Annotated in this window: 22 protein-coding genes and 1 pseudogene; 16 read left to right on the top strand and 7 right to left on the bottom strand. The window is 45.1% G+C overall.

Annotation, left to right across the window (positions count from 1 at the left end; all coding sequences use genetic code 11):
* The 11 genes and pseudogenes from ACRC32_RS30345 to ACRC32_RS30295 all read left to right on the top strand — a co-directional run.
* Positions 1–482: pseudogene (locus tag ACRC32_RS30345) on the top strand (long-chain fatty acid--CoA ligase); the annotation flags it as partial.
* 45 nt (positions 483–527) lie between these two features.
* On the top strand, positions 528–980 hold the full coding sequence (locus tag ACRC32_RS30340; protein WP_015154035.1) for a YlqD family protein: 453 nt from the start codon (positions 528–530) through the stop codon (positions 978–980).
* 152 nt (positions 981–1132) lie between these two features.
* Positions 1133–2461 carry a dihydrolipoamide acetyltransferase family protein gene (locus ACRC32_RS30335; protein WP_438557469.1) on the top strand — a complete coding sequence of 443 codons (1329 nt, stop codon included), beginning with the start codon at positions 1133–1135 and terminating at the stop codon, positions 2459–2461.
* A gap of 580 nt (positions 2462–3041) precedes the next feature.
* Positions 3042–4352, top strand: a complete 1311-nt coding sequence (locus ACRC32_RS30330; protein WP_438557468.1) for a D-alanyl-D-alanine carboxypeptidase — start codon at positions 3042–3044, stop codon at positions 4350–4352.
* Positions 4353–4668: 316 nt separating this feature from the next.
* Complete coding sequence (locus tag ACRC32_RS30325) at positions 4669–7005, top strand: response regulator (protein WP_438557467.1); 2337 nt, start codon at positions 4669–4671, stop codon at positions 7003–7005.
* 117 nt (positions 7006–7122) lie between these two features.
* Positions 7123–7500 carry a response regulator gene (locus ACRC32_RS30320; RefSeq protein ID WP_438557466.1) on the top strand — a complete coding sequence of 126 codons (378 nt, stop codon included), beginning with the start codon at positions 7123–7125 and terminating at the stop codon, positions 7498–7500.
* Between the two features lie 375 nt (positions 7501–7875).
* Positions 7876–8001, top strand: a complete 126-nt coding sequence (locus ACRC32_RS30315) for a hypothetical protein (RefSeq protein ID WP_438557465.1) — start codon at positions 7876–7878, stop codon at positions 7999–8001.
* Between the two features lie 167 nt (positions 8002–8168).
* Positions 8169–8354: a hypothetical protein gene (locus tag ACRC32_RS30310; RefSeq protein WP_438557464.1), complete on the top strand. Its 186-nt coding sequence runs from the start codon at positions 8169–8171 to the stop codon at positions 8352–8354.
* Between the two features lie 75 nt (positions 8355–8429).
* On the top strand, positions 8430–8582 hold the full coding sequence (locus ACRC32_RS30305) for a hypothetical protein (RefSeq protein ID WP_438557463.1): 153 nt from the start codon (positions 8430–8432) through the stop codon (positions 8580–8582).
* 366 nt (positions 8583–8948) lie between these two features.
* Positions 8949–9296, top strand: a complete 348-nt coding sequence (locus tag ACRC32_RS30300) for a hypothetical protein (protein WP_438557462.1) — start codon at positions 8949–8951, stop codon at positions 9294–9296.
* A gap of 128 nt (positions 9297–9424) precedes the next feature.
* Positions 9425–9586 carry a hypothetical protein gene (locus ACRC32_RS30295; protein WP_165587686.1) on the top strand — a complete coding sequence of 54 codons (162 nt, stop codon included), beginning with the start codon at positions 9425–9427 and terminating at the stop codon, positions 9584–9586.
* A gap of 24 nt (positions 9587–9610) precedes the next feature.
* Here ACRC32_RS30295 and ACRC32_RS30290 read toward each other — a convergent pair whose 3' ends face one another.
* Complete coding sequence (locus ACRC32_RS30290; protein WP_438557470.1) at positions 9611–10243, bottom strand: LabA-like NYN domain-containing protein; 633 nt, start codon at positions 10241–10243, stop codon at positions 9611–9613.
* 486 nt (positions 10244–10729) lie between these two features.
* Positions 10730–11710: a hypothetical protein gene (locus ACRC32_RS30285; protein ID WP_438557461.1), complete on the bottom strand. Its 981-nt coding sequence runs from the start codon at positions 11708–11710 to the stop codon at positions 10730–10732.
* A gap of 178 nt (positions 11711–11888) precedes the next feature.
* Here ACRC32_RS30285 and ACRC32_RS30280 point away from each other — a divergent pair, with 178 nt between their 5' ends.
* From ACRC32_RS30280 to ACRC32_RS30260, 5 genes are all read left to right on the top strand, one after another.
* A complete protein-coding gene (locus ACRC32_RS30280; protein WP_438557460.1) occupies positions 11889–12809 on the top strand; it encodes a metallophosphoesterase family protein in 921 nt (306 codons plus the stop codon).
* 8 nt (positions 12810–12817) lie between these two features.
* On the top strand, positions 12818–14305 hold the full coding sequence (locus tag ACRC32_RS30275; RefSeq protein ID WP_438557459.1) for an amidase: 1488 nt from the start codon (positions 12818–12820) through the stop codon (positions 14303–14305).
* An 83-nt stretch (positions 14306–14388) separates the two neighbouring features.
* Positions 14389–15432, top strand: a complete 1044-nt coding sequence (locus ACRC32_RS30270) for an ABC transporter permease (RefSeq protein WP_438557458.1) — start codon at positions 14389–14391, stop codon at positions 15430–15432.
* A 159-nt stretch (positions 15433–15591) separates the two neighbouring features.
* Positions 15592–15885, top strand: coding sequence for a hypothetical protein (locus ACRC32_RS30265; RefSeq protein WP_192154397.1), 294 nt, complete (start codon positions 15592–15594; stop codon positions 15883–15885).
* A gap of 152 nt (positions 15886–16037) precedes the next feature.
* Entirely contained in the window at positions 16038–16430 is a 393-nt protein-coding gene (locus ACRC32_RS30260) for a low temperature-induced protein (protein ID WP_438557457.1), read from the top strand.
* 237 nt (positions 16431–16667) lie between these two features.
* On the opposite strand, the gene ACRC32_RS30255 is transcribed toward ACRC32_RS30260, so the two are convergent.
* From ACRC32_RS30255 to ACRC32_RS30235, 5 genes are all read right to left on the bottom strand, one after another.
* Entirely contained in the window at positions 16668–17762 is a 1095-nt protein-coding gene (locus ACRC32_RS30255) for a glycoside hydrolase family 26 protein (protein ID WP_438557456.1), read from the bottom strand.
* On the bottom strand, positions 17683–17958 hold the full coding sequence (locus ACRC32_RS30250) for a hypothetical protein (protein WP_438557455.1): 276 nt from the start codon (positions 17956–17958) through the stop codon (positions 17683–17685). The genes ACRC32_RS30255 and ACRC32_RS30250 overlap by 80 nt, the downstream gene beginning before the upstream one ends.
* Positions 17945–19126, bottom strand: coding sequence for a glycoside hydrolase family 26 protein (locus ACRC32_RS30245; protein WP_438557454.1), 1182 nt, complete (start codon positions 19124–19126; stop codon positions 17945–17947). The genes ACRC32_RS30250 and ACRC32_RS30245 overlap by 14 nt, the downstream gene beginning before the upstream one ends.
* A gap of 102 nt (positions 19127–19228) precedes the next feature.
* A complete protein-coding gene (locus tag ACRC32_RS30240; protein ID WP_438557453.1) occupies positions 19229–21421 on the bottom strand; it encodes a glycosyltransferase in 2193 nt (730 codons plus the stop codon).
* A gap of 118 nt (positions 21422–21539) precedes the next feature.
* Positions 21540–22958, bottom strand: a complete 1419-nt coding sequence (locus tag ACRC32_RS30235) for an HlyD family secretion protein (protein WP_438557452.1) — start codon at positions 22956–22958, stop codon at positions 21540–21542.
* Positions 22959–23723 lie beyond the last annotated feature (765 nt).

Genomic DNA, 23723 nt, shown 5'->3' with positions numbered 1-23723 from the left:
AAAATATCGAACCGCAGCCAATCGAAGATGCCTGTCTGCGCAGTCCTTACATCGACCAAATTATGCTAGTCGGACAAGACCAGCGATCGCTCGGAGCCTTAATCGTCCCTAACTTAGAAGCATTGCAGCAGTGGGCAGTTTCTCAGCATCTCCAGTTGAATTTACCACAAGAGGAGCGAGGAGTGAGGAGTGAGGAGCGAGGAAAAGAAAGTATTTCCGACTCCCGTACGGGCGGGTTTGAAAACCCGCCCCTACCGACAATCGATCTCAACCACCCAACAATCCAAAACTTATTCCGCCAAGAGTTAACGCGGGAAGTCAAAGACCGTCCAGGGCATCGTCCCGACGATCGCATCAGTACATATCGGCTGATTTTAGAGCCATTTTCAATTGAGAATGGAATGTTAACCCAAACCTTAAAAATTCGCCGACCCGTTGTCATGGAGCGCTATCACGATATGATTGACGGGATGTTTAGGTAATCTTAGGATTACCGCAAACTATGTAACAAATACCAATCATCAACTATGGATGCCGCAAACCCTCAACAGATGTTGTTAAAGCGCCCGATCAACGTCAAAGCAGTTGTGACTCCCCGTTGGAAAGATGAAGTCCAACAGCAACTACAGGCACAAATTAACGCCGTTGACCAGCAATTGCAACAATTAGAAAAACAAGGACAACGAGCGATCGCCGAGATCCAAAAACAAAGCATACAGCCTCCAGGTCCAGAAACTCGCCAGCAGATCGAAAGCATTCAACTGCAAGTCAACGAGAAGAAAAGCGAACTGTTGGAGCAAAAAAACCAGAGTTTGCAGAACCTTCAGCAGGTGCAACTGCTCGAAATGAATCAAGAAGTCAGCCAATTTCAATTAGAAGGGATCTTCAGCGTCCAGCCAGGGGACAACCTGATCGCCAAACTTCAAGTTGAAATTCTGTTGCGTGATGGAATTGTAGAAGAAATTCGCGGTGAAATTTAAGGTGAAATTTAAGGTGAAATTTAACTAGGGGTGAAGAATAAGGAGTGAGGAGCGAGGGAGCAGAATGATTTACAATTAACCACTGAATAATTAACTGATTGTTATTCACTACTCACTACTCACTACTCACTACTTACTTTGGCAGCCACTCCATGACTCTACACGAAGTTTTCATGCCCGCTCTCAGTTCTACAATGACCGAAGGCAAAATTGTCTCTTGGGTCAAATCGCCTGGTGACAAGGTAGAAAAAGGCGAAACAGTCCTAGTGGTTGAGTCCGATAAGGCAGACATGGATGTGGAATCCTTTTACGAAGGATACTTTGCTACCATCCTCGTCCCAGCCGGAGAAGCTGCCCCTGTAGGAGCCACAATCGCCTTAATTGCCGAAACAGAAGCAGAAATTGCGATCGCGCAACAACAAGCGCAATCGGGGAATCAAACAACTTCAGCACCTGCTGCTACAACTTCCCCCGGACAAACGGCTGATGTAGGCAATACAACCCCTACCCCAACTCCTGTCAGCACGGTTGCATCTGAATCCCAAGCTGAGTCTCGAAATGGTGCAAGTCGTACTGATGGGCGAATTATCGCTTCACCCCGCGCTCGCAAGTTAGCGAAGGATTTAAAGGTCGATCTGAATACTCTTAAAGGTAGCGGTCCTCACGGTCGAATTGTAACGGAGGATGTAGAAGCTTTTGCTGGCAAGAGTACAGCTCCATCGGTTCCAGCTCAACCTCAAGTAACGACTCCCAGTGTAGCCCCAACGCCTCAACCAGCTGCTACCCCTGCCCCTGTAAGTACCGTTGCTGGCTCCGTGCAGCCTCTCACCACACTACAAAATGCTGTGGTACGGAATATGGTTGCTAGCCTGCAAGCACCTGATTTTCGGGTGGGTTATACCATTACTACCGATGCACTAGATAAGCTTTACAAGCAAATTAAGTCCAAGGGCGTAACAATGACAGCTTTGTTAGCTAAAGCTGTAGCGGTGACACTACAAAAGCATCCCTTGGTGAACGCTAGTTACTCAGAACAGGGAATTGTCTATCACCCCAACATTAATATTGCTGTGGCTGTAGCAATGGATGACGGTGGCTTAATTACTCCAGTGCTGCAAAATGCCGATCGATTAGATATTTATTCCCTGTCCCGCAATTGGAAGTCTTTAGTAGACCGTGCCAGAGCAAAGCAGTTGCAACCAGAAGAATACAACAGCGGCACGTTTACACTGTCAAATTTAGGGATGTTTGGCGTAGACCGTTTCGATGCCATTTTACCCCCAGGACAAGGAGCAATTTTGGCGATCGGTGCGTCGCGTCCCCAGGTTGTGGCTACATCTGATGGAATGTTGGGCGTGCGCCAGCAAATGCAGGTCAATATGACCAGTGACCACCGGATTATTTACGGCGCTCATGCAGCAGCGTTCTTGCAAGATTTGGCGAAGTTAATTGAAACGAACGCTCAGTCTTTGACAATGTAGTCTATCTCGCACTAGGCGACTGTAAGTCGCACGCGAGGTGCTACAACGGGGGGAACCCCCGCAACGCGACGGTCTTTTTGACCTAGGCAGAATCGGTCTGCCACCTTCTCTTAACATACAAGGCGGACTTGGTTTGTGTAGCTGCGAATTCTATTCGCTCGATGTTTGACTATCTACCGATCGCTTGATTTGTGTAGATACGAATTCTATTCGCCCAAACGCTTAACATTATTTACCGATCGCCAACCACTCCAAAGTAGAGACAATCTGGCATTCATTATTCAAAATAGTGAAGGTGAACCAAGAAGTAGGGAAAAAAATCAAGTCACAATTTGCAATTTGCAATTAAATCCTAAATCCTACACATCACGCATTACGGATAACTGACAACTGTACGGGCGGGTTTTGAACGAAGATGATGGCTAAAGTCCGTGAATCTGTTGGCTAAACCCGCCCCTACAACAACTGACAACTGTACGGGCGGGTTTTGAACGAAGATGATGGCTAAAGTCCGTGAATCTGTTGGCTAAACCCGCCCCTACAACAACTGATAACTGATAACTGATAACCGATCGCTCATATGTTAGATCTGATTAGCTCGGGGTTGGTTGGTTTTTGGCTAGGTGTGGCAGGGATACACCCTGAAGCATCAGCAGCATGGGAATTATTAGCGCTACAAACTGCTCCAGCACTAGTGCTGAACTCAGCACCGGATAGCGTGGCGATGACAACCTTGCAGCAGTATTTACAAGGGTTGAAAACCAAAGGAATAGCCAGCCCCGAGCAGGGAATTTGGATACAGTCGGGACCGTTACTACTGAGCGAAAATAACGGTCGAGTTCCCTTACCGGCTGCCTCGCTGACAAAAATAGCTACATCCCTAGCTGCTTTAAAAACTTGGCGACCAAATCACCGCTTCCAAACGCTGATTAGTGCCACAGGACCGATTCAAAAAGGAGTTTTAGAGGGAGATTTAATCGTTACAGGCGGAGGAGATCCGTTGTTTGTTTGGGAGGAAGCGATCGCCCTGGGTAACAGTCTGAATCGATTGGGAATTTCTCGCGTTACGGGCAATTTGGTAGTGACTGGTAATTTTGCCATGAACTATCAATCCGATCCCCTCAAGGCTGGAGAACTGCTCAAACAAGGACTGGATGCCTCTACCTGGAAAGCTGCTGCTAAAATGCAATACTCCACCTTACCCCCAGGTACGCCAAAACCGCGTGTCGCGATCGCCGGAACCGTACAAGTCGCGGCGATCGTCAATCCTAAGCAAATCTTATTACTACGTCATCATTCTTTATCTTTGGCAGAAATTCTGAAGAAAATGAATGTTTACAGTAATAACGAAATGGCGCAGATGTTAGGGCAAATGTTAGGTGGAGCGCCAAGCGTGCGCCAAATAGCGGCAACAACCACTGGAGTGCCAGACTCAGAAATTTTGCTGGATAATACTTCTGGACTAGGGATGGAAAATCAAATTTCTCCCAGGGCAGCTTGTGCGATGTTTATGGCAGTACAACGAGAATTACTTCCCTATAAGCTGAGCGTTGCCGACTTGTTCCCCGTATCGGGACGCGATCGCCGAGGTACGCTAGAACTACGCCACGTCCCTGCGGGTGCTGTCGTCAAAACCGGAACCTTGAACGAAGTTAGCGCCTTAGCAGGAGTTTTGCCCACCCGCGATCGCGGTTTGGTTTGGTTTGTCATTATCAATAGAGGATGGCAGCTTGAAAGTCTGCGCGCAGGACAAGACAAATTCCTGCAAAATCTCCTCCACAAATGGCACGCCTCCCCCGTCATTCCTACCGCGATCGCTCCCCACGCGATCGGCGTTACCCCTACTCCCCTGGGTGCAGCGAGTCGAAACGAGATTTTGTACAAGGGATGACAGTTATCAGTTAACAGGGAGCAGGGAGCAGGGAGCAGGGAGCAGTGACCAGTAACCAATGACCAATGACCAATGACCAATGACCGATGACAAATTCAACAATCAACTTTTGTAACCAATTCAGCTTGATATTGTTTTAAATTTGCAAACAAACCTTAATTTTATGTAATTCTGCTTTAGGATCGGCTTGAGTGCAGGTGAGAGGTAAGAGAGCTGAGGGAGCGCAAGGTCGCTAAGGAGAAATTACCGACCGCAGGTCACTGATAATTGGTCACTGATAACTGACAACTGACAACTGACAACCGATCGCTAGACAATGCGCATTTTAGTTGTAGAGGATGACGAGTTTATCGCTAATGCCCTAGATTTGGTGCTATCCGAGCAAAATTATGCTGTAGAAATAGCAGCCGATGGCGAATCAGGGTGGGAACTAGTTCAAGCTTACGAATATGACCTGATCCTGTTAGATGTCATGCTGCCAAAGTTGGACGGAATTGAACTGTGCCGTCGCGTGCGATCGCAGGGTTACAAAATGCCAATTTTGTTGCTGACCGGACGAGATAGCAGTCACGATAAGGCAATCGGCTTAGATGCTGGTGCAGATGATTATCTTGTCAAACCCTTTGACCAAGAAGAATTATTTGCCCGCGTGCGAGCCTTATTGCGGCGTGGAAATACGAGTGTTTCGCCAGTATTAGAGTGGGGAGAGCTACGACTCGATCCGAGTAGCTGTGAAGTGACTTATAGCGGGCGATCGCTACAATTGACTCCCAAAGAGTACGCCTTGCTAGAACTGTTTTTACGGAACAATCGCCGGGTTTTCAGTTGCAGCGCCATCTTGGATCGTGTTTGGTCGTTTGATAAAACCCCAGGGGAAGAAGCCGTAAGAACGCAAATTAAAGGACTGCGGCAGAAATTAAAAGCGGTTGGCGCACCCGCAGATGCGATCGAAACCGTCTACGGGATCGGCTATCGTCTCAAGTCGCCATCGGTCAATAAACTCACACTGCCATCATCTGAAGAGCCAAGCGAGCAGACGCGACAACAAACTCTTACGGCTTTGGCAGGAGTATGGGAGCGATTTCAGGGTAGGGTAAACGAGCAGGTAACGCTATTAGAACAAGCTACCACTCAAATCTTGCCAGCTCAACTGACGATAGAGCAACGTCACCATGCAGAACAAGCTGCTCACACTTTAGCAGGTTCTTTAGGTACTTTTGGTTTTGCCGCAGGTTCGCAACTAGCACGGAAAATCGAACGTAGTTTGCGAGCCAAAAAGCCGATGAGTCAAACAGAAACAAAGCATTTGCGAGAACTCGTAGCGGCTTTACGCCGCTCGATAGAACTAACTCCTCCCGAACTGACAACACCTGTCACAGTTAAACAAGAGTTGCCGCAATTGTTAATCTTCAATAGCGATCGCCATTTAGCAGAGCCATTGATCGCAGAAGCGGGAGTGTGGGGCATTCAAGCAGAAATAGCCACTCACCTAGAATCAGCTAGGAAAGCGATCGCTTTATCGCCACCCCAAGTCGTATTACTCGATCTTGATGGCAATACAGCAGACAGCTTAGCACTCCTAGTCGAACTCAAACATCGCTATCCCTCCTTGCCCGTTCTCGTCCATAGCGCTCAAGATAATTTGATGACGCGACTAGAAGTCGCCCGTTGTGGCGGACATGCCTTTTTACCCAAGCCCGTAGCGCCAGCCCAAGTTTTACAGGCAGTCACCCAATTGCTACCAAAGGAAGCGACAGCAGCTAAGGTGATGGTAGTGGATGACGATCCTCAGATCCTTGCTACCCTACGCAGCCTGCTGGAACCGTGGGGCTTGAGGACGATTTGTATCGAAGATCCTCGCCGTTTTTGGGAAACTTTAGAAGCCTCAGCCCCAGATTTGCTCATTTTAGATATCAATATGCCCCATCTCAGTGGCTTGGAGCTATGTCAGATCGTGCGCCAAGATTCGCACTGGTGCGGATTGCCAATTTTATTTCTGACTGCCTACAGCGATGCCAATACGGTAAATCAAGTGTTTGCAGTTGGGGCAGATGATTTTGTCAGCAAGCCGATTGTAGGACCGGAACTCGTAAACCGAATCATGAATCGGCTCGACCGGATCGAACTTTTGCGCAACTTAGCAGAAATTGATCCGCTAACGGGAGTTGCTAATCGCCATAAATCTACTCAAGACTTAGAACGCTTGCTAAATCTAGCAAAGCGGCATCATCAACCCCTCTGTTTGGCAGTTTTAGATATCGATCGCTTCAAGCTAGTCAACGATACCTGCGGTCATGCAGTGGGGGATACGGTGTTACGTCAGTTGGGGCAGTGGTTACTGCATTCGTTGCGTCGAGAAGATATAGTAGCTCGTTGGGGTGGTGAAGAATTCCTCTGCGGTTTGTACGGCATGACCAGCCAAGACGGAGTACAGCGATTGACAGATATCTTGATAGGATGGCAGCAACAGCAATCTACACACCCTCAATGCAACATAACCATTACCTTTAGCGCTGGAATTGCCCATTACCCACAACACGGTGCAGATCTAGAAACTTTGTATCGTGTGGCAGATAAAGCTCTTTATCGCGCCAAGAAAAATGGGCGCGGGCGTGTGGTTGCATCTAAGGAGACAGTGACCAGTGACCAGTGAACAGGGAGCAGGGAGCGCACGAGCAGTAGTCAGTGACCAGTGACCAGTGAACAGTGAACAGTTGTCAGTCAACAAATGACTCTTGACCAATGACCAATGACCAATGACCAATGACCAATGACAGCCAAACGCATATTAGTAGTTGACAACGAACCATATATCCAAGAGGTTGCCCAAATTTGTTTGGAGATGGTAGCGGGTTGGCAAGTTAGCACGGCTAGTTCTGGTAGCGAGTGTTTGATCAAAGCCGCAGCCGAACAACCCGATGCTATCCTCCTTGATGTGATGATGCCTGAGATGGATGGATTAACAACTTATAAAGAGTTGCAGGCAAACCAAGCCACAAAACATATTCCCGTGATTTTCTTGACTGCTAAGGTACAACCAGCCGATCGCCGCCGCTACGCTCTGTTAGGTATGAAAGATGCGATCGCCAAACCCTTCGATCCTCTTCAGCTAGCCTCTCAAGTCGCTACTACTTTAGGCTGGAATTAAATCATTACCAATTCGCCACTACTCCTCGATCGCTAATCACTGATAACTGTACGGGCGGGTTTTGAACGAAGATTATGGCTTGAGTCTGTGAATCTGCTGGCTAAACCCGCCCGTACGATAACTGATAACTGATAACTGACAACTGATAACTGTTTCCTCACAAGTTCCTCAAATTGTCAGCTTATTCTAACAATAGAAGCAGATCGGTTACCCTCAGACACGAAAAACCGAATTCTACTTGCTCAGCACCCATCCTGATAAGAACAGATTTAACAAACTTATTCGCAATTTTTCACAATTTATAGATATTTCAGCAAGACCCAACAACTAACAACCAAAAACTAACAACCAACAACTAATTTTGGAGACTTGCCTATGAGTACGCGAGAAGAAGCAAGAGAGGCAATGACGCAGCAGCGCCAGCAGGAAGAAAATTTGCAGCAGTCTATGTTGCAGCGTACAGAAGCAGAGTTAGCTGACTCTGGAGAGTCGGAAATCTAACAAACAGCCAGAGAACTCATGACCGAACAAAGGCAACAAGAAGAACACCTCCAGCAGTCTATGTTAAGCCGTTCTGCTGCTGAGGTAGGTCTACCCACCCAAACAGACCCACCTGTTCAAGCGCAATAGCTTGCTAGTGAATGTTAGTTGAATTAGGAGGAAAAAATATGTCGCTCAGTAGAACGTCACGGCAAGTCGTACAGTTTGTATGGAATGCTTTAGCACAACTGGTAACTTATTTAGGAGCTGCGGTTAAGCGAATTTTTGCTCCGAACGACGACCAGTATCCAAATACAGGAATTCAGCCTTTTGAAGGTGATATTAACGATAAAAAACACCGTCCTAAAGCATAATAAATGCAAAGATATTAAAGGTTAGAAATTAGGGGTTAAGACTATAAAACTAACCCCTGTACAGACGGGTTTTGCGTGAAGATTATTGTCACTAACCATCGAGACTTTACTAAACCCGCCCCTACAGTTTTTGACTGCTGCACGGGCGGGTTTTGCGTGAAGGTTATTGCTGTAAACTGTCAATTTTTTGCTAAACCCACCCCTACGATAACTGATGCGATCGCCTAACGAATCTAGGTTTTTGTATGCAAAACAACAGACATACGTGCGCTTTTCATTATATACATTGTGTCAATCTATCTTTGGATAGAGAATCTCTTGACCAATGGTCGAGATGTAACTAACTAACAGGCTTGATTACAAGAAGAACGGTTGAAGCAGAATGGTTGTGATTATTTGCCATAGCTCAGCCAGATTGAATTGTGCTGCCATATCAGGAAGACTAATTTACATCGGTTTATGTTTTTGTTAACAAACTTAACTATAAGTTTTAAAAAATTTTTATTTTCTCACAAGTTCCTCATATTTATCACTTAGATTAAAACTACGACGATTTATGCAGATTTTAGAGATTGGTAGATTGAGGTATAAAAAATGACTAAAGCAGTCGTGAATTTAACATTACCCATGGTTGTCGAACACATTGAAACTGCGTTAGAGGATTATCCCCATTACCCCTATCAAAAAGCTTTTGCAATTCCAGACTTACGCCAAAAATTGATCGCTTATATTTTAAGCAGAGTTGCTAACTCCTATACAGTTTTAGAAGAAGGAGAAAATTGCACTACTTTCGGAGATTGTAGTTCTTACCGAAAATTACAGCTCGAAAACTTAGCAAAGCAAGGAATTCAAGAGATATTACAGCAATATTGGGAATGGATCGTTCATCATATTCCCTCAGAAACAGAATCTGGATTAGCACCTTCCCACTGGTTTGGTTAGATCGAGTTCTGAATTCTAAATTTTGAATTTGGAATTGTGATGATGTGCCTCCGATAGATCTGCATAAATAGACTCAATCTTGGTTCTGTTGTACGTCAGTTTCCACACTTTCACCCCAATCATTAGCTATGTCTACACCAACTTGTCCTTGTTGTTCTCAAACATTACTACGCCATATTAGTGCCAAAGGCATTTATTGGTTTTGTCCGGCTTGCTATCAAGAAATGCCAACCTTAGTTACAGAGGTTCTCGCAAGACGAAATCGAGAATTAGTGACACTCAAAGTCTAATCGTCATCTCAACCGAGTTTAACTTTACTCAGAAGGAAATATTTTTTGAATCTGCTCTTTAATTCCAGCTAAATCGATGTAGAGATCGGCAACATTGATCAGACTATCACTAGTCATAGACCGAAGACTGACGACCTCTACACGTACACCTTGATAAGAAACTGCATCAACTGCATAGGCAAGATCTCCATTTCCACTCACTAAAACGGCTGTATTATAACAGCCAGCTAGGGTCATCATATCAACGGCTATTTCTACATCTAACTTTGCTTTTTTAGAACCGTCAGGAAATTGAATTAAGTCTTTACTAACGACGCGATAACCATTACGACGCATCCAAAGTAAGAAACCTTGTTGTTTATCGTTGATCGGATCGACACCCGTGTAGAAGAAAGCACGTAAGAGAGGGGCTTCTGCTGTTAACAGGCACAGCAGTTTAGTATAGTCTATTTCAATTCCTAGTTGTAAAGCAGCATAGAAGAGGCTAGAGCCATCGATAAAAATAGCGACTCGACCCCGACTGAAGGTATCTAATAGCTCACCGTTAGAGTGTGCGTTAGCCTCCTCGTAGGGGTTGATCTCTTTCTTCATATGTCTGGTCAAGATTTTGCTGCGATCGAGAACTTCATCTTGTGTTATCTCTTGATAAAAAGTCATTGATACCTCAGAATTTTGGAGATTGAGTTTGACTAGAACGATAGCAAAATGTAATAACTTACTTATACTAAAACTACCTGTCTCAAACCAGCTTACTAGTACAGGCATTGCTAATTTGGATTAAATTGTAACAAGCTAATCTGACTTGGTTAGCACGGTCATATTATATATACATAAATGTATAGAGCGTAACTGTCTGATAAAATTCACAGACTTTAAATCTAATCTGAAACTTGAACGATTAGCAGACTCAATCCATTATCATTTAATACTTTTAGCTATTAAATATATATAATTCAAAACAAATTGCTACATACGATACATAATCGATCGCTACAAGCGATACAAAATTAACAGTTAAGGATAAAAAGTTGAATACTCCCATAAATAAAACAATTTCTTTATTTCTTGATTGATAAATTAAAACTACTTAATTTTTCTTAAGAATAAAGGCTGAGTTTGTCTTCAAAGGGAGCAGATCGCCTTTTAGAGATTGCTACTTAAATCTTGTCGTCGGAAAATTATCATATCTTTGCCGACCACTGGACTACGAGCGATTATATTTCCTTTGGGATCGATCGCCTCTAAGCGACTGAAATCGAGTTCTCTGGATCTTTCTAGCATTTGAGCTGCTAATTTGTCTTGCTCGGAAGACTGGAGATCGTACCAGTCATCGCCAAGCGTGACTACCAAATTGCTACCCCCAAAATTGGGTTGAATAGACTGTATTAATCCATCCGCAACGCGATCGCTAATTTCTTCAACTTGTTTTTGAATTGTGGCGACTAAAATCTCTTCTGGTGTCAGTTGTGCAACTAGGGTAGGCATTGGCTCAGGAGGTGTGACAGTCTTTACTGGCTGGGGTGCATCGGTTGCAGTTAACTCACTAGGAATAGCTATTTTTGGTTCAACTTCTACTGCGGAAGAGGGTTCGTCTGTAGCGGAAGGAGTTGTAACCGTCGGTGATTCCGGTGTGGAAGGAGGCGTTGTCGCGATTGGTATTTCCCGTTCAGAAGCAGGAGTTGTTGTAACTGCTGACGGTTCCGGTGCTGTAGGAGAAGGAATTGCTGTAACTGCTGGTAGTTCCGCTCTGGGAGTAGGAGCAACTGCAACCTCTGTAGGTTTACCTGAAAATAGATTTGAGGTTGTCAGCACCAAAATTACTCCAATTCCTGCCATAATTCCGGTCAAAGCAGAGTTAGACAGCTTACCTGAAAGATTTGCTGGTAGCACAGAACGAAGTTTTCCCAAAACAGAACCCCAGCCATCTTGTAAAGGTTCCCACCAACTTGCTTCAGTCGTGGTTGTGGGTTCTGCTTCTAGTTGCGCGATCGCTCCTTCTATGACTCCGATTGTGCCACGCAGCAGTTTAATTGTTTGTGTTTTTACCGTTGCTTGAAAGGAATTTGCTTTTGGCTTACGTTCAGGGGAAGGTGACTTTTGGGAATTAGACGGTTCCTGTGACATAAATTTCTTCCTCCCAGGCAGCGAAACAGTCGAAGATAAGTTAAATTCTTAGCGGGTGCTGCACCTAGCTTATCAGTTAACAGGGAGCAGGGAGCGCACGAGCAGGGGGGAGACAAGGGAGACAAGGGAGAAAACACCAACTACCAACTACTAATTACCAATTACCTATTACTATCTTATGAGTTTCAAACGCCGTAAATTTTTATTTCTAAGTACATTGAGCTTTTTTGGTGTGGCGCTGTGGAACAAAATCCACGGACGCGAATCTCCGACACAGGAGAAATCGGCAATTGCTTCTGGTGCTGACGATCTAAAGCCTAAGCCATCTACAAAACCTTTGTTGCGATTTATCTCGGTAGCAGATACGGGAACGGGCGATCGCGGACAATATGCTGTAGCTGAGGCAATGACTGCCTATCACCGTCAAAACGATTTTAATGTAGCAATTTTGGCGGGAGATAATATTTACAACAACGGCGAGATCGAAAAAATTCAAGCTGTATTCGAGCGTCCTTATCAACCCCTACTTAAGCAAGGGGTAAAATTCTACGCCTGTCTTGGCAACCACGATATTCGCACCGCTAATGGCGATCCTCAAGTGCGCTATCCCGGCTTTAATATGCAAGGACGATTCTATACTTTTCGCCGCGATCCGGTACAGTTTTTTGCTCTCGATACCAACAGCAACGCCGATTGGGATACTCAACTGGCTTGGTTAGAAAAAGAACTCAGTCGCAGCGATGCTCCTTGGAAGATAGTATTTGGACATCATCCAGTTTATTCTTCCGGTCATTACGGCAATAATCAAACTTTTATTAAACAATTTACGCCACTGTTTCAAAAGTATGGCGTGCAACTCTACATCAACGGACACGATCACAATTACGAGCGATCGCGCCCGATTAATGGTACGACATATATGATTACTGGTGGTGGTGCGGGAACTCGTCCTGTAAATCGTTCTGAGTGGACGGCGCTTTCTGCCAGTAAGTTGAGTTTTGCCACTTATGAAGTGTATGCCGACAGAATAGAGATAAGTGCTATCGGTACAGATAATCGGGTTTTCGACAAAGGTAGTATTAAATTGCGATCGGCTTGATTAGAAATATGAGCGATCTTGTCTTTACTCCTGCCTACCAGCTAGCTCAGATGATACGCGATCGCACTGTCTCGGCTGTGGAAGTATTAGATGCATATTTGGAACAAATAGTCAAGTGCAATTCTCAACTCAATGCTATTTGCACGTTGGATGAAGAACGCGCCCGTCAACGTGCTAGGGAAGCAGATGAAGCCCTAACGCGAGGGGAAAACTGGGGCATTTTGCACGGTGTCCCCGTCACGATTAAAGATGCGTTTGAAACTGCTGGACTTCGTACTACTGCTGGGTACAAAACTCTAAAAGATTATATTCCCAAAACAGATGCAACAGTAGTAGCGCGACTGCGTGCATCTGGGGCGATCGTCATGGGTAAAACAAACATGGCGAAACTAACGGGTGACTATCAAAGCCATAGCGATCTATTTCCACAAGTTAATAATCCTTGGAATTTGGAATGTACTCCAGGTGGAAGTTCTGGGGGTACTGCGGCTGCTATCACTGCGGGGCTGTCGCCGTTAGATATCGGTAGCGATATTGCAGGTTCAATTCGTCAACCTTCCCATTTTTGCGGCGTATATGGACTCAAGCCAACAGATCGGCGAGTATCTACAGCGGGTCATATTCCCGAAGTACCAGGAATGTCTCATTGTATTCGCCAAATGTTGGTAGCGGGTCCGATCGCGCGATCGATTGAGGATTTACGGTTATGCTTTTCGCTTATTGTGGGAGCCGATCCGCGTCAGCCAGAAGTTCCACCCATTCCTCTAGATAGTCCCAACTACAAAAGCCTGTCAAACTTGAGAATAGCCTGGATTGACGAACTCAATTTATATCCGGTTGCCAGATCGATTAAATCTGCAATGCAAGCAGTTGCTCAAAAGTTATCAAATGCTGGAATTAAAATCGAACAGTGGATTCCAAAGTACGATTTTGAATTAGCTTGGCAGGTTTACTACACCGTTGCTACATATAATTTAATTTACTCTCTCCCGCTCGATTTTAGTTATATCCGCGAATCCCTTGCTTTCCTATTACGAGAAGCAACTCAAGGCGATCGCGCACTACGGCAATTGAGTAATGTCCCTAAAATTGGCTTATCTACATTTTTGAATCCGAACTTGAAAGGCTATTATGCTGCATTAACTCAGCGCGATCGCTTTATCGCTGAAATGGATGCAGAACTCGAACCTTGGGATGCATTGACATGTCCCGTAGCTATGACTCCTGCATTCACGCACCGTCTTCAGGGCGAGGCAGTTGTTATTGATGGTAGAAAAGTACCGTATCAGATGGCATCAGGTGCTTACACAAAACCATTCAGCCTTACGGGTCATCCAGTTGTAGTTATTCCAGTTGGATATACACCGGATGGATTGCCAATTGGGATGCAAATTGTCGGCAAGCGTTGGCGAGAAATGGAATTATTGGCGATCGCTCAAGAGATTAATAAAGTTGTGGGTAACTTTCAACATCCGCCTGGTTATTCTGATGATTGAATTGTTTTCTGCAATTCCCTTTTGAGCAAACATTTTAGCCAAAAGGCTATTATCCTAGAAAGCTAATAGCGATCGCTCACATTATGGCTTCTAGTAAACTTTCATTAACATCTGGTCGGCAGTGGCTGACGGGGTTAGCCTCAAGCGAAACATTTATTTATATTATCCAGCGGCTCGCACAAGCCCTCTTGACATTATTACTAGCATCTGCGTTGTCATTCTTTATTATTCAACTTGCTCCAGGAGATTATTTGGATACGCTACGGCAAAACCCCAAAATTTCACCCGAACGAATCGAGCAATTGCGACAACAGTTTGGATTAGACCGTCCGTGGATCGAACAGTATTTCCGGTGGTTGTGGCGGATTGTGACTCAGGGTGATTTTGGTACGAGTTTCGTCTATCAGCGTTCCGTGTCCTCTTTGTTGTGGGAGCGGGTTGGAGCCACCTTACTACTGGCAATTTCATCTTTAATTGTCACCTGGGCGATCGCCATTCCTTTAGGAATTGTCGCCGCCGTCAAACAAAATCAGTGGAGCGATCGCGTCTTACAAGTCCTGAGTTACACCGGACAAGGATTTCCCAGCTTCATCACTGCCTTGTTACTCCTCATCTTCGCGCAAAACGTCTCTCCCCTATTTCCCGTAGGAGACATGACAAGTATCAACCACGCCGATCTCACGCCTCTAGGTAAAATCCTAGATGTTGGCTGGCACATGATCTTGCCCACCATAGCTTTAAGTATCACCAGTTTTGCTGGCTTGCAACGGATCGCCCGTGGCGAACTCCTCGACGTACTCCGTCAAGATTACATTCAAACTGCCCGCGCCAAAGGACTGCCAGAAAACCGCGTGATCTACGTTCACGCCTTGCGTAACGCCATCAACCCTCTAATCACCATCTTAGGATTTGAACTGGCTGGGTTGTTAAGCGGTGCGTTTATTGCCGAATTCTTCTTCAACTGGCCTGGATTAGGGCGCTTAATTTTGCAAGCAGTCTTAGCTCAAGATTTGTATCTCGTCATGGCAAGCTTGGTCATGGGAGCCGTAATGTTAATTGTTGGTAACTTAATTGCCGACCTGCTACTCAAAGTCGCCGATCCCCGGATTAAGTTGGAGAATCCCTAAACAGTGACCAAACACAGGGAGTAGGGAAGCGGGCAGAGGGCGAGGTTTCCTCGCCATCGGAGCCGCGTAGCAGGAAGCAGCGATCTGTTAGAACTTCTGACTTTTGACTTTTGACTTCTGACTTTTGACTTTTGACTTCTGACTTACGACTTCTGATTCATGTTGTCCCAAATCTACTACATTGCGCGTTCTAAGTCTGATGGCAGCTATTTAGTTGCTCGGGTAAATCGCGATGTAGCTGAGAAAAACACAGGCTATTTGTTACTATTTAGCGAGCATTTTGAGGCATTGACTTATCTGAATACTCATGCTGCTGGTGTAGCCGACCAATTTGCAATTGAGTCGATTCCTGGTACTCAACTAGGAGCGTTATTGAAGCGTTGGAATTTTATTGGTGTCGGGATCGTACGCGATCCATTATTACCAAAGATTGAATTTCTCGTCTGCGATTAGTATTAAATATATCTATCCTGATGTAGATGTAACTAAATCAAAGATTAGCGCTAAATAAAGAAGGTTGGTTCCAAATTTTGCTTAATTTCAGCGGAACGCAGCCATAAATTACAAGTTTGTTATTACAATTGTCGATCGCAGGAGAAACAAGTATGCGCTCTGTTCGATTCAATTTATCTGCGTTGCGCCCAGTTCGCATTTTATTTGCTATCTGTGTCAGCGCGTTGCTAGTATTCTCTCAAGCGCTTCCCGCTTTCAGCGATCCTGTAAATCCTACAGGTAGCCCAACTGCTCCTCAGCAAGGTGAAGCCCAACTAAGAGGCATTGAGAAAGAAGCTCAAGAAGCAGTTCTCAAAGATCCTTACTCCCGTAAAGAAACGCAAACCAAAGCTCAAGAAGGACTCAATGAAATTCAAGGAGCTGCTGACTTAAACAAGATGAGTCGTCCAGAAAATTCACAGGGAGCTATATCAGTTGAAGACAAATCCAAGAATTTTTTGGAGTCACTGACAGGTAAAAAAGACATTCGCGATATGGCTCGTTAGCTTAAATTTAATGCATGAGGTAGGAAAAGTTTGTCACGTAAAGAGTAAGCTATCTAAATGCAGACTTTTGGGAAAGACTAAGGCTGCTACAGGCATTTGATGGAAATAGCAAACAAGTCTTTTTTTAAAGCTAAGTGGGTTTAAGGCAGGTGGGATGACTTTGGCGGTGGTCATCCCTTATTGCTGTTGTTAAATCGATCGCCTACCCTTTTGCCTTCTGCCCTCTGCCTTCCCGCACTACAAGCCAGCAAACTCTGCATCTGTAATCAGGCGGGGATTTTTTGTATTAGCAGAGATCCAACTGCGATCGCGAATAGCTAACTTGTAGACAGAATAAGTTTTGTAAGTCTTGCCATTATTGACAAATGTACTGTCGCCGCGATCGCCACCAAAAACAGCCCAATCTGTCTCTTTATCTTGATTGAACCAAGCGATCGCTTTGATATTGTGGCTGTGGGTGTACTTAAAAATGTTGGTAATCCACTGAGATTTAGCTGCGATTTGGTTGCCAGCAGTGGTAGATGTCGTAGTCGCCACCTCACCAATCGCTACAGGTTTAGATGTGATGCGATGCAAGCGGTGGAGCATATTGCCAAACACTTGTGCTGGATCTTGCCACTGAGACCATGTTTGAGTTTGACCCCAGTTGTAGCCGTCAATTCCTACCCAATCTACGTAATTGTCACCTGGATAAAACAACTCGGCTTTATAGTTACCAACATCTGTAGCATTAACGCACCAGACCCATTGCAAATGCGTGCGTTCCATACCTTTGTTGGAGAATAGACTTTTGACATATCGCCACATACGGATATAATCGGTCGGTCGATTTGTGCCTTGAGCTGCACTCCAAGGATACCAGTTGCCATTCATTTCGTGAGCGAGACGAATGTAAGCGCGGCGATCGTCCTGAGTATTATAAATGCCGTCTGCACCACTGAGAAAGGTTTTCATCCTGTCTGCCCATCGATTTATGTATGAGTCGAAATCGCCATTGGCAATTTTTACTTCAATATCGCTGGGAGTGGCGGAAGCATTGCAAGAAAATGGTTCCCAAGTAATTGAAGGTACGTGGCGATCGCCCCAAATTTCGACAAGTTGCTGTCCAAATAAGTTATCCAGAGCAGTAGTAGAATCACACCAGTTAGCAAACAACGCGATCGTAGTATGCTGCTTACCCTGCCATTTTTCCATTGCTTGCAACCGATCCATTTCCCAGCCATTGTTACCGTAATACACGCCTAATAGCGGTTTATTGGTAGTGGCTTGCAGGGGTAGCAAATAAATTGTTAGGGCGATCGTCAGACAGAAAAAGTAAGTCTTGGCTGACATAAGCTGGCGAGCAAGCGATCGCATGAAATTTTTCTTTCTCCGTAATGTCATGTTGCTTTACGCCCTTTTTCCTCAAAAAAACATGTCTGACAACTTCCGACTCCTGTACGGACGGGTTTAATCGCGAAACTGTTTGTTGTACGCCAGGATCTTCCAACAAACCCGCCCCCACGACTCCCGCCTCAATATCCCGCAAACTTCGCGTCCGTCAATAAACGGGGATTATTCGGATCTGAAGGGACAAAAGCATCAGCGCTAATCGCATTCTTGTAGCTAGAGTAAGCGTTATACCTGTTGTAGTAATAATCGAAATAGCTATCGCCACTAGGACCACCAAACACCGACCAGTCAGTTTCTTTGGAGAAATTAAACCAGACAACCATCTTGATATCGTTCGCCAGGATGTATTTGTAGAAGTTGCTAATCCACTGGGCTTTAGCGTCTGTACTAATACCACTGGGAGTAGCTGGAGTGCTAGCGACCTCAGTGATGGAGATCGGTCTAGTCGATAGAGCTTTCAGGCGACCGAGCATTCCGCTAAATGTCTGTTCTGGGGTTATCCAAGGCGACCAGGTTTGACTTGCACCCCAGTTGTAGCCGCTAATCGATATCCAGTCTACGTAAGCATCGCCAGGGTATAGAGCCTCGGCATTGTATCCCAGGTAATCGTTATAGTTGACACACCAAACCCATTGCAGATGCGTCCACTCCATCCCCTTGTTGAAAAATAAGCTTTTGACGCGCTGCCACATGAGAATATAATCGCTAGCAGGATTACCCCCCTCACCTGGAACTGGACTCCAAGGATACCAGTTGCCATTCATTTCATGAGCAAAGCGAATGTAAGCGCGGCGATCGTCATTGGTATTGTATATGCCATCGGGACCGCTTAAAAATACCTTCATCCGGTCTGCCCAGTTGTGGAAGTAAGCGTCATACTCGCCATAGGCGGCGCGGATCTCGATGTCACCTGGAGTAATGCTGCGTAACTCAGCATCAGTTGGATTGGAGGAAACGGGACAAGAAAACGGTTCCCAAGTAATCATCGGAACGTTTTGATTGTTCCAAATATTTAAGAGTTGGTCGTTAAATAAAGTATCCATGACAGTGCTTTTGTCGCACCAAGTCGTGAATAGGTTAATTACAGTATTTTTCTTACCCTGCCAGGTTTCTAATGCTTGAACTTGCGCCATTTGAAACCCATTGTTGCCGTAATAAACGCCAAACAGCGAATTATCTGTAGCTGCTAATGTGGGGGTTAATTGACTTAGGGAAAGCAGAAAAATAAGGCAGGCGATCGCCCAAAATTGTCGAAAAGATTTCTTGCCAAATTTGAAGTTGGTAATTTTTTTGAGTTGAATCATTATTCACAAGTCACAAATTTTTGTGTTGCTATTTTTTTGCTTTGTTTTACGAAGCAGGTGTAAGGTAGGCAATGCCCACCCTACTCACTTACGACTTACAACTTACGACTTAACTGAGGTGGTTATAGCGTTGCTATTAACTCTCTGAGTTTCAGCTAAGGGATATAAACGAAAGACAGAGGTAATTAACGCCCAAAAAGATTTGAATTCACTTACGGGAGTCTCTTGCCATTGACCAGGACGACAAAAAAGAAATTCTATTAGCCGACGCTCTTGTTCTAAAGTCAAACTCACGAATTCTACTTCTATTTCCATGCTGTTCTTAGCTGTACGATGGGGAAGAGAAATTAGAGCTAATGTTTTCAGCTCCAGAAACGGAATCTTAATGTGGCTGACTGTATCTGGAGGGTAATTATGGGGAAATGAGGCAAGCCTAATTTTTGCACTTTTTTGTGATATTTCAATAGTATTACCATCAATAATGCGATCGCCTAAAATTAGCTGACAAGCAAGTTGATGGGGAAAACTGAGAGATAAAACTTCTTGAGGCACGTCGATCGCAACTTGAATGGCGATCGCTAATACGCAAGCATTATAAATTCCCCAAAAAATACTAAATCCTGGACTTGCTGGTTTACCTTCCCACTGCAAACCAAATAGATGCACGGCAAGCGCAACAATATATAATCCCAACGTAAAAATTAGCGGATAAGCCACTTGCCAGTTTACAGCTACTCTGCGAGCATCTACGCCTTTAGGCGTGACTTTAAAACCTTTCCCAAAAGGATTAATCAATGTTTTAATAGTCATTAATGCTAGAGGAAAGCAGGTGATATTGGCATAAACATCAGCCCATAAAGACGATCGCTTGCTGCCATTTAACCAAGCAAACACAGTTAAATTGATTAAATAATAAGGTAGCCAAAAGAAAAGCAATTCGTCCATTTGTGCCTTTAGCGGCATTAATCCCAATAAGAGAAATCCTAGAGGTACGAGTAAGGAAAATATCTGTAAACCAGTCAAAAGCCATCCTAAAATTCCAATTGCATAAAAGCAGCGTTGAACTAAATTAAGCCCAGGCATAGTTAAAGGATTAAGGGAACAAAACAGGGTTTGTAATGTTCCTTGTCCCCAACGAATTCGCTGATCGATATAGCCGCCAATATTTTCTGCCGAAGCTCCAGCAGACAAAGCTTCATTTAAATACAAAACTTTGTATTTTGCTGCTTGAAGTTTAACTGAAGTTAAGAGATCTTCGCAAAGAGTATCGGTAGGAATACCACCAACTTTTTCTACTGCTTGACGGCGCATGATGAAAGAAGAACCGCAACAAATCACGCAGTTAAAAGTATCTCGACCGGATTGAACTAAGCGAAAAAATAAATCTTGATCGTTGGTTAAAACCCCACCTAAACCTAAATTATGTTTGATCGGATCGCCATTATAAAAAGTTTGGGGAGTTTGCACTAAAGCCACTTGCGGGTCTTGAAAAAATCCCACCGTGCGAGTCAGAAATTCGCGAGTAGGAATAAAATCAGCATCAAATGAAACAATTAATTCCCCTTGAGTTTGTTTCATGGCATGGTTGAGATTACCTGCCTTGGCGTGGCGATTGTCGGGACGACAGATGTAAACGCAACCTAATTCCTCGGCTAGCGATCGCATTGCCGGACGGCGCTTATCATCCAACAAATACACCCGCTTATTGGCATAATCCATCGCTTGACAGCCAATAATTGTCCGCCGCAACAGTTCCACTGGTTCGTTATAAGTCGGAATCCACACGTCTACCCAAGGGCAATAAGTCCCAGCAATAACCGCTTTTGACAAGCGATCTGCCTGTGGGGAACGGTTGGTAATAAAACTCATGTGGCACAAAGAGGCAACACAGACTACAAATCCTGCAATATCGATCGCCAAAAACAACAGGCTGAGGCTACCGTTCCAAAAATCGCTGAAGTTCAGCGTGATAAATAAACGCCAAGTCAAGTAACGTAAGCCCAGTAGCACTACTATGCTAGAAACAGTCACCCTTACCCAAACTGGCGGAGAACTGGGAAAAGCATGAATCGCGATCGTGGCAGCAGCGACACCCAGCACGGAAGGAAAGAGGAGAACGTGCAAGGAATTCACCACATTAGCAAAAAATCCCTTGCCCCACTGCCAAAAATTCAGCAACTCAGCCATTAAATCTAACCAGTTGAGTTGTTGAATTGACCAAATTCCTACCAAGATCAGTGCTATGACTATCAGCACTCGTTCTGTGTGGTTATACCAGGAAGTTCTAAATCGCATTCTCAACTACATCCCTGCTAGAGCAGTTCAAAATCAATGACGCGCTAACTGCGCAAATAACAAATGACCAATGACAAATGACGACCCACACGAAGATTTCATAACTCAAATAGAAATGCTACAGAGTGAGACGCTTCGGAAAGCGAACCTCGGCACTGCGTCCGACATCGCAGAAATTAACGGCACTGGGAGCCGCAGACCAATCAAGATTGATTCTGACGGCAACTTGTTTCTGAGTACTTTCTGGGGGTGGAACGGCGACATCGTAGCCTGTAGCGATCCGTCCCGAACCACTGCGGAGCGATTCTATTTTCCCGGGGATGAAGCGATCGCCTCCTCCCAACAAACGCACTTGTACAGTCATTCCTGGGGTGAGATTTTTCGTACTATCTTCCGAGAAGAAAGCATCCACCCAGCGATTTTGACAATTTAAGACCCGCAGCACCGGAGTACTCGAAGCAAGATACTCTCCACCTTTGGCATCAACAGACCACACAGCGCCCGTAGTCGGGGCAGAAATTACCACAACTTTATTCAATCGGGTCTGCTGGATCAGTTTTGCTAGTTCTAGCTCGGTGGTTCGCGCTTCTACGCGCATTTGGGCTGCTTGGCGTTGTAAGTCGGCAATTTCGGTATTAATTTCCCTTTGGCGAATCTCGGAATAGCTTAAAGTGCGGGAACCGTCAATTTGTAATCCGGCTTGAGCAGCTCTAAATCGCTGTTGTGCTTGAGCTAGAAGCGCCTGCGCTTTTTTCTCTTCAGCTTGCGCTTGGTCGTAGCAAAGAAAATCTTTTTCGGCTGTAGCCGGGGGAACGATCCCAGCCTCTAACAACTCCTGGGCGCGCTCGGCATCAACTTTAGCAGTTTGAGTGGCAACAGTGGCGCGATCGAGTTCGCTTTGGGCTGCTTCAACCTGCTGCTGGGCAAACACGCCATCGAGTTGTTTCTGGGCTGCAACTTCAGATACAAATTGTGCCAATTGACGGCGGCGATCGCTAATCTGTTGTTGAATGCCCCGTTGTTTTTGCTGGGTGACTTGCAGGCGCGATTTGAGTTCTTGCTGTTTGACTTCGAGTTCGGCGACTTGACGCAAGTTTTCGACTCGTCCGATCGCCTTACCTGCGGTAAGCCACTCTCCGGCTTGGAGGCTGTCTAGTATTAAATTTCCAGCGATGGGGTTACGCACGTCGATAATTTCGGCATTCACAAAAGCTTGGCGGCTCTCAACTTGGGTATAGTTCTTCCAAACGAAAGTAGCTGCAACACTACCGACGCTGACAATAAAACCCAGTCGCAACATTTTGAACATCCAAGCCCGCGATATTTCTGTCTCTGGCTTGCGGGCAGACGCAATTTCAGGAGATAAACTCATGAGATCCTCTTGGTGGTGGTTAGCAATTCGTTCTGATTTCCTGGTGCTAGAGCCTGTTTGAGCGCAACACCGACGCGATCGCTTCGGCTCCAAGGTAAAGTTGGTAGTATTCTGGCAGCTACTGTAATTTCGCAAACGAGCTTGCTTGCGATTCAGCCAAACCATAAGCTCGACTCAGCAGGCTCCTCCACAGTGAAAGTACCGATTTCAGTTGCGGGACAAGCAGCAACGAACCCGTACTATTACGGTGTACGTGTAGGTTAATTCTGATTAGAGCGCTCGATAGGATGTGGTTTCGGCATGTAGGGAAAGAAACCCACAATTCCCATCATTTCTCAATTAGAGGCTAACTATCGGCTTGGGGATCGCTAAATTCAGCGCGATCTCTAGATGAAGAATTTTTGACACGATCGTGTTCGTTAATTATGTAATCTAAAATACTTAATTGTAAATAGAAAGAAAATTTCTTAAGTATTTCTTTGAGATCTGTTAGTGGTTGGTAATTGGTAATTGAGTGGTAAGTTGCGCGTAGTTTGTCTCCCTCAGCTCCCGAGCGCTCCCTCAGCTCTCTTCCTCTCTGCTCCCTGCTCCCTAATAACTGTCAACTGAATTTATGGTTTCATGTCAAAATATCTCTTGATGGGTGCTAAGCCTTTTGGTATATGCCGAACTATGTAGTAGAATGCTACTCGTTCGATCGATGCTGGGCTTGCCAGTGATGATACGACTACGACACTCGTTCGCGGATCTGGATAGAGGCGATCGCGCCCCAAATAGTAGCTTAATATTTATGATTTGATTTTTTATTTATGATTTTTACGGAGCGACCGATCGAGTCATTGTCGCTTTCGGTGTCTGAAATTTTCGTGTGAGGAAGTGCGGTGAAACAACAGCATTTATTTCTAGTGCGTAACTTCTGTTCGAGTCTAG

Origin of the sequence: Chroococcidiopsis sp., assembly GCF_051657925.1 — a bacterium.
In the GTDB taxonomy this organism is placed as follows: Bacteria; Cyanobacteriota; Cyanobacteriia; order Cyanobacteriales; family Chroococcidiopsidaceae; genus Chroococcidiopsis.
Note: the sequence above shows the minus strand (reverse complement) of the source record. Positions and strands in the feature narration are given on the sequence as shown.

Bases quoted from the DNA above. Each gene is read 5' to 3' on its own strand.
- ACRC32_RS30340 (WP_015154035.1), top strand. From the start codon at position 528: ATGGATGCCGCAAACCCTCAACAGATGTTGTTAAAGCGCCCGATCAAC.
- ACRC32_RS30335 (WP_438557469.1), top strand. From the start codon at position 1,133: ATGACTCTACACGAAGTTTTCATGCCCGCTCTCAGTTCTACAATGACC.
- ACRC32_RS30330 (WP_438557468.1), top strand. From the start codon at position 3,042: ATGTTAGATCTGATTAGCTCGGGGTTGGTTGGTTTTTGGCTAGGTGTG.
- ACRC32_RS30325 (WP_438557467.1), top strand. From the start codon at position 4,669: ATGCGCATTTTAGTTGTAGAGGATGACGAGTTTATCGCTAATGCCCTA.
- ACRC32_RS30320 (WP_438557466.1), top strand. From the start codon at position 7,123: ATGACAGCCAAACGCATATTAGTAGTTGACAACGAACCATATATCCAA.
- ACRC32_RS30315 (WP_438557465.1), top strand. From the start codon at position 7,876: ATGAGTACGCGAGAAGAAGCAAGAGAGGCAATGACGCAGCAGCGCCAG.
- ACRC32_RS30310 (WP_438557464.1), top strand. From the start codon at position 8,169: ATGTCGCTCAGTAGAACGTCACGGCAAGTCGTACAGTTTGTATGGAAT.
- ACRC32_RS30300 (WP_438557462.1), top strand. From the start codon at position 8,949: ATGACTAAAGCAGTCGTGAATTTAACATTACCCATGGTTGTCGAACAC.
- ACRC32_RS30295 (WP_165587686.1), top strand. From the start codon at position 9,425: ATGTCTACACCAACTTGTCCTTGTTGTTCTCAAACATTACTACGCCAT.
- ACRC32_RS30290 (WP_438557470.1), bottom strand. From the start codon at position 10,243: ATGACTTTTTATCAAGAGATAACACAAGATGAAGTTCTCGATCGCAGC.
- ACRC32_RS30285 (WP_438557461.1), bottom strand. From the start codon at position 11,710: ATGTCACAGGAACCGTCTAATTCCCAAAAGTCACCTTCCCCTGAACGT.
- ACRC32_RS30280 (WP_438557460.1), top strand. From the start codon at position 11,889: ATGAGTTTCAAACGCCGTAAATTTTTATTTCTAAGTACATTGAGCTTT.
- ACRC32_RS30275 (WP_438557459.1), top strand. From the start codon at position 12,818: ATGAGCGATCTTGTCTTTACTCCTGCCTACCAGCTAGCTCAGATGATA.
- ACRC32_RS30270 (WP_438557458.1), top strand. From the start codon at position 14,389: ATGGCTTCTAGTAAACTTTCATTAACATCTGGTCGGCAGTGGCTGACG.
- ACRC32_RS30265 (WP_192154397.1), top strand. From the start codon at position 15,592: ATGTTGTCCCAAATCTACTACATTGCGCGTTCTAAGTCTGATGGCAGC.
- ACRC32_RS30260 (WP_438557457.1), top strand. From the start codon at position 16,038: ATGCGCTCTGTTCGATTCAATTTATCTGCGTTGCGCCCAGTTCGCATT.
- ACRC32_RS30255 (WP_438557456.1), bottom strand. From the start codon at position 17,762: ATGTCAGCCAAGACTTACTTTTTCTGTCTGACGATCGCCCTAACAATT.
- ACRC32_RS30245 (WP_438557454.1), bottom strand. From the start codon at position 19,126: ATGATTCAACTCAAAAAAATTACCAACTTCAAATTTGGCAAGAAATCT.
- ACRC32_RS30240 (WP_438557453.1), bottom strand. From the start codon at position 21,421: ATGCGATTTAGAACTTCCTGGTATAACCACACAGAACGAGTGCTGATA.
- ACRC32_RS30235 (WP_438557452.1), bottom strand. From the start codon at position 22,958: ATGGTTTGGCTGAATCGCAAGCAAGCTCGTTTGCGAAATTACAGTAGC.